The organism is Cupriavidus neocaledonicus (genome assembly GCF_000372525.1).
Lineage (GTDB): Bacteria > Pseudomonadota > Gammaproteobacteria > Burkholderiales > Burkholderiaceae > Cupriavidus > Cupriavidus neocaledonicus.
This window is the reverse complement of the sequence record NZ_AQUR01000082.1, coordinates 45,772-59,798: the sequence shown is the minus strand read 5'-3', so window position 1 is coordinate 59,798 and position 14,027 is coordinate 45,772. Positions and strand designations below refer to the sequence as shown.

13 protein-coding genes are annotated in these 14,027 nt (G+C 69.1%); 5 read left to right on the top strand and 8 right to left on the bottom strand.

Annotated elements, in window-relative coordinates:
• Positions 1-19 precede the first annotated feature (19 nt).
• The gene (locus tag A3AG_RS0107625) at positions 20-628 is read right to left on the bottom strand and encodes a cysteine hydrolase family protein (RefSeq protein ID WP_018004852.1); all 609 of its coding nucleotides are present in this window, start codon (positions 626-628) and stop codon (positions 20-22) included.
• Between the two features lie 235 nt (positions 629-863).
• Here A3AG_RS0107625 and A3AG_RS0107620 point away from each other — a divergent pair, with 235 nt between their 5' ends.
• The gene (locus A3AG_RS0107620; RefSeq protein ID WP_018004851.1) at positions 864-1,835 is read left to right on the top strand and encodes a GlxA family transcriptional regulator; all 972 of its coding nucleotides are present in this window, start codon (positions 864-866) and stop codon (positions 1,833-1,835) included.
• Here A3AG_RS0107620 and A3AG_RS0107615 read toward each other — a convergent pair.
• Both A3AG_RS0107615 and A3AG_RS0107610 read right to left on the bottom strand, forming a co-directional pair.
• Positions 1,828-2,517 (bottom strand): phosphatase PAP2 family protein, encoded by a 690-nt coding sequence (locus tag A3AG_RS0107615; protein ID WP_018004850.1) that lies wholly within the window; start codon positions 2,515-2,517, stop codon positions 1,828-1,830. The two genes, A3AG_RS0107620 and A3AG_RS0107615, sit on opposite strands and share 8 nt — an antisense overlap.
• A 203-nt stretch (positions 2,518-2,720) precedes the next feature.
• On the bottom strand, positions 2,721-3,179 hold the full coding sequence (locus tag A3AG_RS0107610) for a glycine zipper domain-containing protein (protein WP_035848131.1): 459 nt from the start codon (positions 3,177-3,179) through the stop codon (positions 2,721-2,723).
• 327 nt (positions 3,180-3,506) lie between these two features.
• On the opposite strand from A3AG_RS0107610, the gene A3AG_RS33935 reads away from it, so the two are divergent.
• From A3AG_RS33935 to A3AG_RS0107600, 3 genes are all read left to right on the top strand, one after another.
• Positions 3,507-3,689, top strand: coding sequence for a hypothetical protein (locus A3AG_RS33935; protein WP_145987524.1), 183 nt, complete (start codon positions 3,507-3,509; stop codon positions 3,687-3,689).
• A 375-nt stretch (positions 3,690-4,064) separates the two neighbouring features.
• Entirely contained in the window at positions 4,065-5,510 is a 1,446-nt protein-coding gene (locus tag A3AG_RS0107605) for a DUF3300 domain-containing protein (protein ID WP_018004848.1), read from the top strand.
• Between the two features lie 15 nt (positions 5,511-5,525).
• Positions 5,526-6,437, top strand: coding sequence for a DUF2950 domain-containing protein (locus tag A3AG_RS0107600; protein WP_051073489.1), 912 nt, complete (start codon positions 5,526-5,528; stop codon positions 6,435-6,437).
• A 184-nt stretch (positions 6,438-6,621) separates the two neighbouring features.
• Here the strand turns inward: A3AG_RS0107600 and A3AG_RS0107595 are convergent, their stop codons facing one another.
• The 4 genes from A3AG_RS0107595 to A3AG_RS0107580 form a co-directional block, all read right to left on the bottom strand.
• Positions 6,622-7,716, bottom strand: coding sequence for a CaiB/BaiF CoA transferase family protein (locus tag A3AG_RS0107595; RefSeq protein ID WP_018004846.1), 1,095 nt, complete (start codon positions 7,714-7,716; stop codon positions 6,622-6,624).
• A gap of 90 nt (positions 7,717-7,806) precedes the next feature.
• A complete protein-coding gene (locus tag A3AG_RS0107590; protein WP_018004845.1) occupies positions 7,807-8,799 on the bottom strand; it encodes a tripartite tricarboxylate transporter substrate binding protein in 993 nt (330 codons plus the stop codon).
• 77 nt (positions 8,800-8,876) lie between these two features.
• Positions 8,877-10,058 (bottom strand): acyl-CoA dehydrogenase family protein, encoded by a 1,182-nt coding sequence (locus tag A3AG_RS0107585; protein ID WP_018004844.1) that lies wholly within the window; start codon positions 10,056-10,058, stop codon positions 8,877-8,879.
• 27 nt (positions 10,059-10,085) lie between these two features.
• Positions 10,086-11,639 (bottom strand): acyl-CoA synthetase, encoded by a 1,554-nt coding sequence (locus tag A3AG_RS0107580; RefSeq protein ID WP_018004843.1) that lies wholly within the window; start codon positions 11,637-11,639, stop codon positions 10,086-10,088.
• Positions 11,640-11,773: 134 nt separating this feature from the next.
• Between A3AG_RS0107580 and A3AG_RS0107575 the strand changes: the two genes are divergently transcribed.
• On the top strand, positions 11,774-12,667 hold the full coding sequence (locus tag A3AG_RS0107575) for a LysR family transcriptional regulator (protein WP_018004842.1): 894 nt from the start codon (positions 11,774-11,776) through the stop codon (positions 12,665-12,667).
• 121 nt (positions 12,668-12,788) lie between these two features.
• Here the strand turns inward: A3AG_RS0107575 and A3AG_RS0107570 are convergent, their stop codons facing one another.
• Entirely contained in the window at positions 12,789-13,667 is an 879-nt protein-coding gene (locus A3AG_RS0107570) for a lipid A biosynthesis lauroyl acyltransferase (protein WP_018004841.1), read from the bottom strand.
• Positions 13,668-14,027: the final 360 nt, after the last annotated feature.

Genomic DNA, 14,027 nt, shown 5'->3' with positions numbered 1-14,027 from the left:
CCGGGGGCGGCCGCCGTTCTCAGGCCAGCGGCAGCTTCAGCACCTGCTCGGTGGTCAGGATATCGCCGAAGGCGTCGTCGAGCGCGGCCAGCGCGGCGCGGTGCAGGTCCTGGTGCGACACCGTGCCGGCGGCGGTATCGAGGTCGCGCGTGGCGCAGGCGTCCGCCGCGACGATCACGCCGTAGCCGAGCGGCACCGCGTCGCGCGCCGCGCCGGTGACGCAGGCGTGGGTCATCAGGCCGGTGATGATCAGGGTCTTGATGCCTGCCGCCTTGAGGCGCTGGTCCAGGTCGGTGGTCGGGAAGACGCTGACCGAGGTCTTTTGCACGACGGTGTGGTGCGGCGCCGGCTGCAGGTCGCCGTGGAAAGCCACGGTGGCGCCGTGTTCGGCGAAGACCTGGCTGCCCGCCGGGGTGACGTGCTGGATGTGGAACACGGGCATGCCCGCGGCATCGGCGTGGTCGACCAGGCGCCGCGCGTTGCCAAGGGCGGCCGGGCCGTCGGGAATCGGCAGCTTGCCGCTGAAATACTCGTTCTGGAAATCGATGACCAGCACGGCGGTGCTGGCGGCTTCGATGGCGCTGCGGGCCGGCGCGCCGGCGATCTTGCGTAGGGTCGGATGGTGCATGGTGGTCCTCGTCGACAGGGAAGGAAGTGGGCGGCGCCGCTGGCGGCCGCCGGCTGGCCGCAGGCGCGGCATGGAGCGTAGTTTCCGGTGCTGCCGCCGGCACCGGAAGTGGCCCGATGGACAACATCCGATAGAATCGGGCCAAACGGTGCCCGACGTGGCCATGCCGTTCCCGCTTCCGATCCGCCCAGACCCAGCGCCCCCGACCCAGCGCCCCCGACCCAGCGAGATGCCGATGCACACCGTCGCAGTGATTGCCTTCGAAGGGATCAGTCCCTTCCACCTTTCCGTGCCCTGCATCGTCTTTGGCGACGACCTCGACCGCCTGGGCGTGCCACGCTACCGGCTGCTGATCTGCGGCGAGAAGCCGGGCTTGATTGCCACCATGTCGGGCTTCCGCATCGAGGTGGAACACGACCTGTCGGTGCTGGCGCAGGCCGATACCGTGATCATGCCGGCGTGGCGGGATCCGGCCGAGCCCGCCCCGCCAGCGCTGCTCGATGCGCTCCGGTGCGCGAGCGCGCGCGGCGCGCGCATTGCCGGCTTGTGCCTGGGCACCTTCGTGGTGGCCGAGGCCGGCCTGCTCGACGGCCGCACCGCCGCCACGCACTGGGCCTGGGCCGACGACTTCGCGCAGCGCTACCCGCGGGTGCGGCTCGACCGCGATTCGCTCTATATCGACGATGGCGCCATCCTGACCTCGGCCGGCACCGCGGCCGCGCTGGATTGCTGCCTGCACCTGGTGCGGCGCGACCATGGCGCCGAGGTGGCCAACCGCGTCGCACGGCGCATGGTGGTGGCCCCGCACCGGCACGGCGGCCAGGCGCAATACATCGAGCACCCGCTGCCGCAGGCGGATGGAGCCGACCGGCTCGGCATGACGCTGGACTGGGCCATCGCGCACTTGTCCGAGCCGCTGACACTGGACACGCTGGCCGAGAAAGCAGGCATGAGCCGGCGCAATTTCACGCGCCGCTTCAAGGAGAAGACCGGGACCACCGTGACGCAGTGGCTGCTGAACCACCGGCTGACCGCCGCGCGCCGCTTGCTGGAGACGACCGACAAGGGCATCGACCTGGTGGCCGAGCTGGTCGGGTTCGGGTCGGCGGTTTCGCTGCGCCAGCACTTCACCCAGGCGCTGGCGGTGTCGCCATCGGCCTACCGCAAGCAGTTCGGAACAGCGGTGCCGCGTAACGGGCTCAGGTAACCTTCATCAGCGACGAGGCAACGGTGCGGATCTCGTCGAAATTGGTGATCAGCCCGAAGCTGAGCAGGAACATGCCGACATGGAACAAGCCCCGGTATCGGTCGAACACGAACAGGAAGGGCGCCGCAATCCGTGCGCGCAAGGGCGGCCGGGTCAGCACAAGGGTGGTGAGCACGCCGAGCAGCGCGCCGGCGATCACGTCGGTCGGGTAATGCAGTCCGACCAGGACGCGGGGCAGGGAGATCAGCAGCACGGCATACGCCAGCGCCAGCATGCCAAGCCACCGGGACGCCACCATCACGCCGGCAGCCACCGCACACCAGAGCATCGCGTGGTCGCTGGGGAACGAACTCCAAGTGCGCATGCCATCGTCCGAGGCCAGCAGAAATTGCAGGCCGACCTCCGCATTGGCCATGGGCCGCAGGCGAAACGGCAGCCAGTTGGCCAGCATGCGGCCCAGCAGCAGCGCGCAGAAGCCCGACACCACGGTCGCGGTCACGATTTCCCGATCGCGTTGCTTGTCCGTGCCGTCGCGGAACCAGATCCACCACAACAGCGCCACCATGGGCAGGCCCCGCAGCATGTAGAACTGCGTAAAGGCCAGCACCCCGCGGTCGAAGATGGGCCAGCGGAAAGAGAACTGGTTCAGGAAGTGAATGATGCTGCTGTCAAAGCCGTTCATCCCTCCCTCCCCGAGGCATGGTGACGCCGGTCACCCGCATTGATATCGGCAGAGTACAGGCAGGGATGTGTGCTCGTCCATGACGGCAAGCCTCGCGTCGGTTGGTTGACGCACGTAAGCGCAAGGGGGCACGGACTTGCAACGGCGCACGCCGGGGCGGTTGGTTGGCTGCCGCCCGGCGTGCCGCATTGGCAGCAGGGTGTCTAGAGGCTGTCGTGCCGGCGCGAGCCGCCGAACAAGCGCGCGCCCAACACCACGCCGACGCCAAGCGCAATCCCCAGCGCCCGCACAGGGTTGGCGTGGACGAACGTTTCCGTGCGCTCGAGGCCGGTTTCCCACTCGCTCTGGACGCGTCCTTTCACGCGCCGCGCCACGTCCGCGGACTTCGCCGCGAGTTCGGTCGCCGCGCTGCCCGACCTGGCGGCAAGTTCGACGAACTCAGCCTTGGCCTGTTCGAGGTTCTCGCCGGACAGCGTGGGCAGGCGTTCGATCAGCCGGTCGAGTTCGCGCGCCAGGTCCTGCGATCCCGACGATCGTGCCGACGTGCTGCTCCATGGCGCGCTGCTGCTCATATTCGAACCCGATGCCGAGGGCATGCGGGTCTCCTGCTGGCGCATGCCTGATGTGCTGGTGGGCGTGCTTGTCGTTTCCGTCTGTTCCATGGTGCGCCTCCGCGTTGAAGTATCCGGGCGCACAGGGCTGCCCCCGCGCGCCACCGGAGGGCGGTGCACCTTTCGTGCCCGGCGATGGCGGTTGGCGCGACCGCCTCCGCGCCATGCCGCGACGCGGCACCGCCGCAGCCCATTACAGCCGCGGCCGCGTGCCGCATTACAAAAGTCAGCCAGATTTGCGCGCCGAGATTGCGCGGTTGGCCGTGCGCGTGCACAGCGGGGCGGCGCAAAAGATCTCCGGCGCGCACAAAACGCCGCTGCGCGGCTTGGCATGGCGGTTGCGTCGTCAAGGGTGTCGTACTTGGCAAGGAGGGCATCATGGCACATCAGATCCCACGGCCGGAGGAAGGGCCGAACGTACCCGAGGTGCCGCCGGCCAATCCTTCGCGAGAAAGCGAAGAGCAGCTTCCGCCCCGGCACGATGACGACCTGGGCAAGCCGCCGCGCCAGCCGGGACAGGAGGATTTGCGCAGGCAGTCATCCTGGTCAGTCCAGCAATAGCCTCTGTCCCGCACCGGTGCGCGACACGCCGCGCTGCGGCAGCGTGGCACGGGCCACCGGGCGCGCCTGTCCCCCCAAAGGTCTTTCTCCGAGTAAATCTCACCCGGCCCCGCCCGGATTTCGCCGCAGGGCGGGGCCTCCTCTCGCAGCCGTCGCCGCCCCCGACAGCGACGATAGTTTTTCCTAATTCACTTGCACAAACTTTTCAACTCTGCAGCCGTCGCCGGAATCTATAGTTTGTCGGGGCAAGGCATTGTGATTGCTGAACCTTTTTCCGGCCTGGCGCGGATACCGCGCGGACGGCAGGCCGGAAGTCGAGCCCCCGTAAAGGCGCCCGGCGACGGGGCAAGGGAGACGGCCATGGAGGGGCGGGGAATGCGTCTGTGGCGCCGGATCGGCGCCTGCCTGTGCGCGGGCCTGGCATGGCTGGCGCTCAATGTCCATGCGCAGAACGCGCCAGCCGAGGCGGCACCGTTCAAGCCGGAAGAACTGGAGGCGCTGGTTGCGCCCATCGCGCTCTATCCCGACTCGGTGCTGTCCCAGGTGCTGATGGCGTCCACGTATCCGCTCGAGATCGTGCAGGCGGCACGCTGGGTCAAGGCGAATCCCAAGGTGAAGGGCGATGCTGCGCTGAAGGCGGTCGAGAGCCAGCCCTGGGATGTCAGCGTCAAGTCGCTGGTGGCTTTCCCGCAGGTGCTTGAGCCCATGAGCGACAAGCTCGACTGGACGCAGAAGCTGGGCGACGCCTTCATCGGCCAGGAGAAGGAAGTGCTCGACGCCGTGCAGCGGCTGCGGGCGCGCGCGCAGCAATCCGGCAATCTCAAGTCGAACGAGCAGCAGAAGGTCATCGTCGAACCCGCGCCCGCGCCGCCGGTACAGTCGGCGCAGTCGACGGCGCCGGCGCCGACGCAGACCATCGTGCGGATCGAGCCGGCCAACCCCGAAGTCATCTACGTCCCTGCCTACAACCCGACAGTGGTGTATGGCGCCTGGAGCTATCCTTCCTATCCGCCGTATTACTGGCCGCCTTATCCCGCTTACTATCCCGGCGCCGCGCTGATGACCGGCTTTGCCTGGGGCGTCGGACTGGCGGCTGCGGGCGCCATTTTTGGCAACTGCAACTGGGGCGGAGGCGACGTCAACATCAACGTCAACAAGGCCGCCAATATCGACCGCAATTTCGACCGCACCAAGGTGCAGGGCGGCGGGAAATGGCAGCACGATGCTTCGCACCGCAAAGGGGTTTCGTACCGGGACAACGCGACGAGCGAGCGGTTTGGCGGGCGTGATGCGGCTGCCGCCAACCGCCGCAACGAATTCCGCGGCCGCGAGGGCGGCGTGTCCGACCGCATGGCCGGCGGGAATCGAGGCGACCGTGGCGGGGTTGGCGACCGTGGCGGGATTGGCGACCGCGGTGGGGTTGGCGACCGCGGTGGGGTTGGCGACCGCGGCGGGGTTGGTGACCGTGGAGGGGTTGGTGACCGCGGCGGAGTTGGCGACCGTGGCGGGGTTGGCGACCGCGGCGGGGTTGGCGACCGCGGCGGGCCGGGCGATCGTGCCGGCGTGTCGGACCGGTCCGCCGGCGGTGGCCGCGATAACGCATTTCAGGGCGTAGGCGGCGGTGCGAATGCGCAGCGCGATTTCGACCGGGGCCGTGCCAGCACGCAGTCGGCCTCCTTCCGCGACGGTGGCGGTCAGCGTGGCGGCGGCTTCAGTGGCGGCGGCCACGGTGGCGGTGGCTTCAGCGGCGGTGGCGGCCGTGGCGGCGGGGGCTTCGGCGGTGGCCGCGGCGGTGGTGGCCGTGGTGGCGGACGGCGTTGACCAGGGGACAGCGATATGCAGCGCACGCAACGATCGGGCCTGGCATGGCCCTGCCGCCAGGCGTTGTCCCTGGCGGGGATGCTGCTCGCCCTGGCGGCGGCGCCGGCTTTCGCGCAGAAGAATTTCGCTACGCCCGAGGCCGCAATGAACGCGTTCGGCGAAGCGGTTGCCACCAGCGACGACGACGCCATGAAGGCGCTGCTGGGCGCCCGCTATACCGACCTGATCCCGCCGGTCGGTGCCGAGATCCGTTACAGGTTCCTGGAAGCGTGGCACCAGTCGCACGCGATTCGCGCCGACGGCCCGGACCGCGCCCGCATTGCCGCGGGCAATGACGGCTGGACCATGCCGGTTCCGCTGGTCAAGACCGCGAAAGGCTGGCATTTCGATACGCGTGCCGGCGTCGAGGAAATGCGCCTGCGCCGCATCGGCCGCAATGAACTGGCGGTGATGCAGACCCTGCTCGCCGTGCGCGACGCGCAGTACGAGTATGCGCAACGGATGCGCCAGGACCGCGGCGTGACCGCCTATGCGTCGAAGCTGGTCAGCTCGCCCGGCAAGAAGGATGGCCTGTACTGGCCAACCGGGCCGGGCGAACCGGAAAGCCCGCTTGGTCCCGCCTTCATGAGAGCCGAGCATCGCAGCGCGCCGGGCGCTGGCTACCAGGGCTATCGCTACCGGCTGCTGACGTCGCAGGGTCCGCACGCGCCCGGCGGCCAGTATGACTACGTCGTCGACGGCAAGCTCTTTGGCGGGTTTGCCGTGATCGCGTGGCCGCTGCGGTACGGGGATACCGGCATCAAGAGCTTCATGGTGAGCCACGACGGCCGCGTCTACGAGCGCGACCTGGGTCCGGACAGCGCGGCAAGGGCCGGTGCGATCCGGTCCTTCGACCCCGGCCCCGGGTGGACCGAGGTCAAGCCATGACACCCCGGGGCCACGGAAGGTCCGTCGCACCTCCGCCCATCTTCCGCAAGCGGAAGAGGGCAGAAAGCAGGCGGACACGAAAGCCAGAGAATTCGACCGCGACAGCGCGTGCTAGCGCGGCGACGCACTCCGCGCCAGAGCAGTAGACCCGGGTTCGGGAGCACGCGCAGCGCAGACAATGCTGCTACCGCCGATCATGTTCTCCCACCCCGGCCACAAAATCCTCCCCCTCCGGCAACCCCAACGAGAACTTCACCGGAAAATTCACCGCAATCCCACCGTCAACCCGCCGCACCACCTCGCGCGCCCGCACATGCGGATCCTCGAACAGTTCACCAGCCCCCAGCACCGGCGAGAACGGAATATCGAACGGCGCGAAGAAGTCCTCCCATTCCGCCAGATCCCGCGTGCGAAACACCGCCGCCATCAGGTCATTGACTTCCACCTTGTGACCGCTACGCCCGGCGCGCGTGGCGAAGCGCGGATCGCGCAGGGCCGGGAACGCGTCGCCCAGCGCCGCGCACAGGTTGTCCCAGAACTTGTTTTCCAGGATGCCCATTGCCAGGTGCCGCCCGTCGCGGGTTTCGAACAGATCGTTTTCCGGCATCACGCTGGACGATGCCCGGGGTGTATCCTCGTGGGCGCGCGCGGTCCACGCGCCATGCGCGGTCCACGACAGCACGGCATCGTGGATCGAGACATCGAGATGCTGTCCCTGTCCGTGCTGGCGCGCGCTCATGATCGCCACGGCCAGCGACAACGCCGCGTAGCCCGAAGCGGCGTAGTCCGACACCCGCACGCGCGGGCGCGAGACCACATCGTGCACCTGCACCGGCGTGGCCCAGTAACCCGCCAGCGCCAGGTAGTTCAGGTCGTGTCCGGCGTGGCTGGCGTACGGCCCGGTCTGGCCGAAGCCTGAGACCGAACACAGCACGATGGCCGGATTCACCGCCGCCAGCGCGTCATAGTCCAGTCCCAGGCGCGCCATCACGCCCGGGCGGAAGCCTTCGACCACGGCGTCGGCATCGCGCACCAGGTCCAGGAAGGCGCCGCGGCCGGCATCGGTCTTCAGGTCCAGCGCCACCGAGCGCTTGCCGCGGTTGAACTGCGCGTACACATGCGCGCCCAGCTGGCGCGCGGTGTCGCCGCTGCCGGGCTGCTCGACCTTGATCACCTGCGCGCCAAGCTGGCGCAGCAGGCTGCAGGCGTGCGGGCCGGGCAGCAACTGGCTGACGTCGATGATGGTGACGTCGTTCAGGCAAGACCATGCTGGCTTCATGCTTAGCCTCTGGCAGGAGGGAGAAGACACCAGCGCCGCATGCGCGACGGCGTGCGGCACAGGACGGGTGGAGCAAAGGCAGCAGCCGTATCAGCCCAGGTCGCCGGTCATGCCGATCGATTTCATCAGGTCGCCGTAGCGCGCGTTGTCGCTCGCCACCATGGTGCCGAATTGCGCCGGCGACGCGCTGCGGCGCAGCTCGCCGGCATTGGCCTTGAGCTGGGCGTCGAACACGCCGGCGCTCTGCAACGCGCGCACCGCGGCGTGCAGCTTCTGCGCCAGGTCGGCCGGGAAATTGGCCGGGGCGAACAGGCCGCTCCAGTTGTCGATGACAAAGCCGGGCGGCAGCGCTTCGGCCATGGTCGGCACGTCGGGGAAGTACGGCGAGCGCGCGGCGGCGGTGACCGCCAGCACCCTGACCTGGTGGTTGCGCACGTACTGCGTCGCCGTGCCCAGCACCGGCATGCCGAACTGGGTCTGCCCGGTCAGCATCGAGGTGAGGATTTCCGGCGCGCCCTTGTAGGGAATATGCACGGCGTCGCAGCCGGTCTGGTGCAGCATGGCCTCCACCGCCAGATGGGCGATGCTGCCCTTGCCGCCGGAGCCGTAGTTGAACTTGCCCGGTTCCTTCTTCATCGCCGCGACCAGTTCGGCGGCGGTCTTGTAGGGCGCGGACACCGGCACCACCAGCGCCGACGGCCCGCCCGACAACGCCGTGATCGGCGTGAAGTCTTGGGTTGGATCGTACGGCATCTTGCGGTACATGTGCACGTTGATGACGTGCGAGTTGGCCAGGATGCCCAGCGTGTAGCCATCGGGCGCGGCGCGGCGCAGCGCGCTGGCACCGATGATGCCGCCGGCGCCGGGCATGTTCTCGACCACCAGCGGCTGGCCGAGCTTCTTGCCCAGCTCCGCCGACAGCGTGCGCGCCACGTTGTCCGGCGTGCTGCCGGCGATAAACGGCACGATGAGCCGGATCGGGCGGCCGGGGTAGGGGGATGTGGCGGTGGCGGCGCGGGCCGGCAGCAGCAGGCTGCCCAGCGCGGCGGCACCGGCGCTGGCAAGCCAGTTTCGGCGGTTCATGCTTGGTCTCCGTGGTCTTGTCGTAGTGTGCTGTGGCCGGGATCCGGATGCCGGCGGCGACCGCGCCGCCGGCACGGTCAGGCTTTCTGTTGCAGCGGTTCCAGGATAGCCCGCGCGATGGTGTTGCGCTGGATCTCGCTGGTGCCGGTGAAGATGCGGAACATGCGCAGCTTGCGGAAGGTCTGCTCGACCGGATGGCCGCGCGTGACGCCGACATTGCCGTGGATCTGCACGGCCTTGTCGGCCACCTCGAAGCAGCGCTCCGAGACGAACAGCTTGCACGCCGCGGCCTTCATGCGCAGGTCGGCACCGGCGTCGGCCAGCGCGGCAGTGTGCGCGATCATGCTTTCGCAGGCCCACAGCGCCGCGGCCATGTCGGCCAGCATGTGCTGGATCGCCTGGAAGCGCGCGATCGGGCCGCCGAACTGGCGGCGCTGGCCGGCATACTCCACCGACGACTCGTAGGCCCGCATGGCCAGACCCAGCATGCTGGGGCAGTGCAGCAGGCGGTTCACGTTGATGCGCGACATGCCCAGCTTGAAGCCGTTGCCCTCGCCGCCGAAGATGTTGGCGCGCGGCACGCGCACGTTGTCGAAGCGGATGTCGCCGTCGATATGCTGGCCGGACATCGGCACGTACTCGTTGGTCACCGTCACGCCGGGCAGGTCAAGGTCGACCAGCACCGCGGTGATGGCCGGCGGCGTCGCGGTGGCGTCGGTCACGCACATGACGATGGCGAAGTCGGCAAACGGCGCGCCGCTGATGTAGTGCTTGCCGCCGTTGATGACCAGCGCATCGCCGTCGGCCACTGCCGAGGTCTTGATGCTCTGCGCATCGGAGCCGGAATGCGTTTCCGTCAGCGCGAAGCAGGTCGATTTCTCGCCGCGGATCACCGGCTTGAAATACCGCTCGAGCTGCTCGGGCGTGGCGTACTTCAGCATGTTGCCCACGCGCGGCGGGCCGCCCAGGTCGCCCAGCACGTGCGCGGCCAGGGTCGAGCCGCTCGCGGCCAGGTCGGCCTTGAGCGCGCATTGCTCCTGGATGTTCAGGCCCTTGCCGCCGAGCGCGGCGGGCAGGCAGGCGGCGTAGAAGCCCAGCTCGCTGGAGCGGCGCCAGACCTGGCGCAGGGTCTCGCGCGGCCACGGGTCCTCGGAACCCAGGCCGAGCTCCTGTTCGAGCGGGCGCAACTCCGCATCGATGAAGCGGCGGATGCCGGCGCGGGTTTCCAGCAGGACGGGGTTGGTCAGGTGATCGAACATGGCGGTTTCCTCGGTGCGCTTGCGGGTTCAGTTGACGCGGCGTCCGACGCCTTGCCAGTAGCGTTCGCGCACGACCTTGCGGGCCAGCTTGCCGCTGGCGTTCTTGGGCAGCTCGGCGACAAAGTCAACCGAGCGCGGCGACTTGTAGTCGGCGATGCGCTCGCGGCAATGCGCGATCAGCTGCTGCGCGGTGGCCTCGCGCCCGGGGCGCAGCGTGACCACGGCCTTGACGCTTTCGCCCCAGGTGTCGTCCGGGACGCTGATGACGCAGGCCTCGAGCACGTCGGGATGCTGGTACAGCGTGGCCTCGACCTCGGTCGGGTAGACGTTGAAGCCGCCGGAGATGATCATGTCCTTCTTGCGGTCGACCAGGTACAGGTAGCCGGCCTCGTCCACGCGCGCCATGTCGCCGGTATGCAGCCAGCCGTCGACCAGGGTCTCGCGCGTCAGCGCGGGCTCGTTCCAGTAGCCGTGGAACACGTCGTCGCCGCGGATCACCAGCTCGCCGATCTCGCCCACGGCCACTTCCCTGCCGTGCTCGTCGACCACGCGCACTTCGGTCTCGCCCAGCGCGCGGCCGCACGAGGCCAGGCGCTCGGGATGGCTGGCGATGGCGTCGGCATGGTCGCTGGTCGACAGCCGCGTGACGCCGGAGGTCGATTCGCTGGCGCCATAGCCCTGCGACAGGATCGGGCCGATGCGCTCCCAGGCCTCGCGGATGCGGGCCGGCGCCATCGGCGCGGCGCCGTAGGCCAGCGTCTTCAGGCTCGACAGGTCGGCCTGCGCCAGCGTCGGCTCGGCCAGCAGCATGTTGATCATGGCCGGGACCATGAACACATGGGTGATGCGCAGGCGCGCGACTTCAGCCAGGAAGTGCGCGGGCTCGAATTTTTCGAACAGCACCAGCGTCGCGCCCACATACAGGTAGGGCTGCATCAGCATGCCGGAAGCGTGCGTGACCGGGCCGATCAGCGCCAGCCGGTCACCGGGGCGGGCGGGGCGGTCCATGCCGGACACCACCTTGCGCAGCGCCGCCATGCGGTTGCCGTAGCTCTGCATGGCGGCCTTGATCTTGCCGGTGGAGCCCGACGAAAAGTGCAGCACGGCCAGGTCGTCGGCCGCGGGGGTGATGTCGGGCGGGGTGGTGCCGGCATTGGCCAGCAGCGCCTCGTATTCGACATAGCCGGCGGGCGCCGCGCCGATGGCGATAAAGGTCTCGATGCTGCCGAAGCCGGCCGTGGCGCGGTCGTAGCCGGTATAGCCCGGGCCGGCGATCAGTACGCGCGGGGTGCAGTTTTCGACCACGTCGCTGGCCTCGGCCGCGGTAAAGCGCGGGTTGAGCGCGGCCTTGACCAGGCCGGCCTTGTACAGCGCGCATTCCAGTTCGACCAGCTCGGGCCGGTTGCGCGACTGCACCGCGACGCGGTCGCCAGGGCGCAGGCCCAGCGCCAGCAGCGCATTGGCCAGCCGCGACGAGCGTTCGTCCAGCTGGCGATAGGTCACCACCTGGTCCTGGTAGAGGATGGCGGGCTGGTCGCCCCAGTAACGCGCGGCGCGGCGCAGGAAATACGCGAAACCCATGCTGTCTCCGGTGAAGGCTTAGTGATGTCGCTGCACGCTCGGTGGTGTGCTCGTGCGCTGTAGTCTGTAAGATGGCGGTCATCACCACAATGACGCGATGGCTATAAAGCCATAACCGTCGGGAATGTGAGGCAATGGAGACGCGGGATATCGAATACATCCTCGCCGTGGCGGCGCACGGCGGCATCGGCCGCGCCGCCGAGGCGCTGGGGATCAGCCAGCCAGCGCTGACCAAGGCAGTGCAGCGGGTGGAAACGCAGGCGGGGCTGCCGCTGTTCGAACGTACCGCCAACGGCATGGCCGCCACCTATGCCGGCACCCGCTTCCTCGAGCGCGCGCGGCGCATCCAGCTGGAGTACCAGGACGGCATCAAGGAAATGCTGGGCATCCGCACCGGCGAGCAGGGCATCGTGCGCGTGGGCTATTCACCGTCGATCCCCGGCGATGTGGTGCTCGGCGCGTGCCAGCAGCTGGTGCGCGAGCGCCCGGTGGCGCGGCTGCGGCTGCGGCGCCGGCTCGCGCGCGACCTGCTGGACCTGCTTGCGGCCGGAGAGCTGGACATGGCGGTGGCGCCGACCCCGTCCGGCGCGCTGGCGGCGACCTTCGCGGTGCAGCCGCTGTTCGACGACCGGCTGGTGGTGGTGGCCGACCAGGGCCACGCGCTGCTGCGGCGGCGCAAGCTGCGGCTGGCCGACCTCGCCGACCAGGAATGGCTGCTGCCGGAACGGCATATCACGCTGCGCCAGCAGGTCGACGCGGCGTTCCGCCAGCGCGGCCTGCAGGAGCCGCAGCCGCGCATCGAGATCGACTTCGGCAGCAGCTCGCTGTTCGCGCTGATGCAGGGCACGCAGATGCTGAGCATCGCCAATGCCGGCGGCGAGGCCATGCAGCGCGGCCTGCGCGTGCTGGCGCTGGGCGTGGAAGAGTTGGACCTGCGCCGGCGCATCGGCGTGGTCACGCGCGCAGGCGCCTACCTGTCGCCGCTGGCGCAGCGCCTGACGGTGCTGCTGCGCGAGCACAGCGGGTAGCGGGGCGCGCTGACTGCAGCGGCACCCTGGCCACCGCGAGCCGCTTGCAGCGCTCGATCTCGTCCTTCCGGTACTGCCCCATCTCGGCCGGCGACGACAGGACCAGTGCCGGCGAGCGGCGTCAGTACACCGACGGCATGCCTTCCGGCCGGTTCTTGAAGCGCCGGTGGATCCAGTAATACTGCTCCGGCATGGTGGCGATCTGGGTTTCGAGGAAGGCGTTCATGCGGCGCGAGTCCTCTTCGACGCTGCCGGAGGGAAAGCCTTCGAGCGGGTCGAACACGCGCAGCCGGTAGCCGCGGTAGTCGGGCAGCACTTCGGTGGTGAACGGCACCACGCGCGCGCCGGTCAGGCTGGCCAGGCGCGAGGCCGAGGTCAGGGTGCACGCCGGCACGCCGAAGAACGGCACGAACACCGAATCGTTGATGCCGAAGTCCATGTCCGCCGCCAGCATCACCGGGCAGCCGGCGCGCAGCGTGCGCACCACCTGCTTGCCGCTGCCGTTGCGCGGGATCATCTCGGCGCCGAAGCGCCCGCGCTGGGTGCGCGAGATCTGCTCCAGCAGCGGGCTCGACATGCGCGTGTACAGCGATGCCACCGGGTGGCGCATCGAATAGAACATGCAGCCGGCCTCGATGCCGACGAAATGAAAGCCCATGAAGATGGTCGGATGCTCCGCGCACGAGGCCAGGTCGATGCGCGAATCCAGCTCGACCAGCTTGCCCAGGCGCTCGGCGTTGCCGAACCACTGCACGCCGCGCTCCAGGTAGCTGCGCAGCACATGGCCGAAGTGGTCGCGCGCCAGCTGCTCGCGCTTGCGGGGATCCATGTCGGGGAAGCACAGTGCCAGGTTGGTATGCACGATGCGGCGGCGGCGGCTGGGAATGCGGTACAGCAGCCTGCCGAGGGCGTCGCCAAGGCGGGCGGTCACGCCGTAGGGCAGGGCGGCAAAGAGCTTGAAGGCTGCAATGGTGAGCGCAGCCTGGAACTGGTGCGTCATGAAGATCCTGGGGACGGCAGCGGCGGTCGGGGCGGACCCCGGGACAGGCGGCTGCGCGGCAATGGTTCGGCGCCACAACTGTGGCGAGCGGCAAGCGCGCGGCAAGGCACGAAGAGCAAGGGCCGGCTCCCGGCACGTGCCGGCGCCTGGGCGCGCACCGTGTGCGCTTCGGGGTGACAAAGCCGGGGCGGAACGCCAGGGCCACCTGCTGCCCGGTCAGGCCGGGAGGTGTGCTATACGCCGCTTTGCAGCTTTGTGCTGAGGGCGCACTGTAGCACGATGGCCGGGGCCCCGGAATGGCAGTTACGACCGGTATCAAACCGGACACAAGGGCCGCCTGTGCAACGCCCTGGCGCGGCA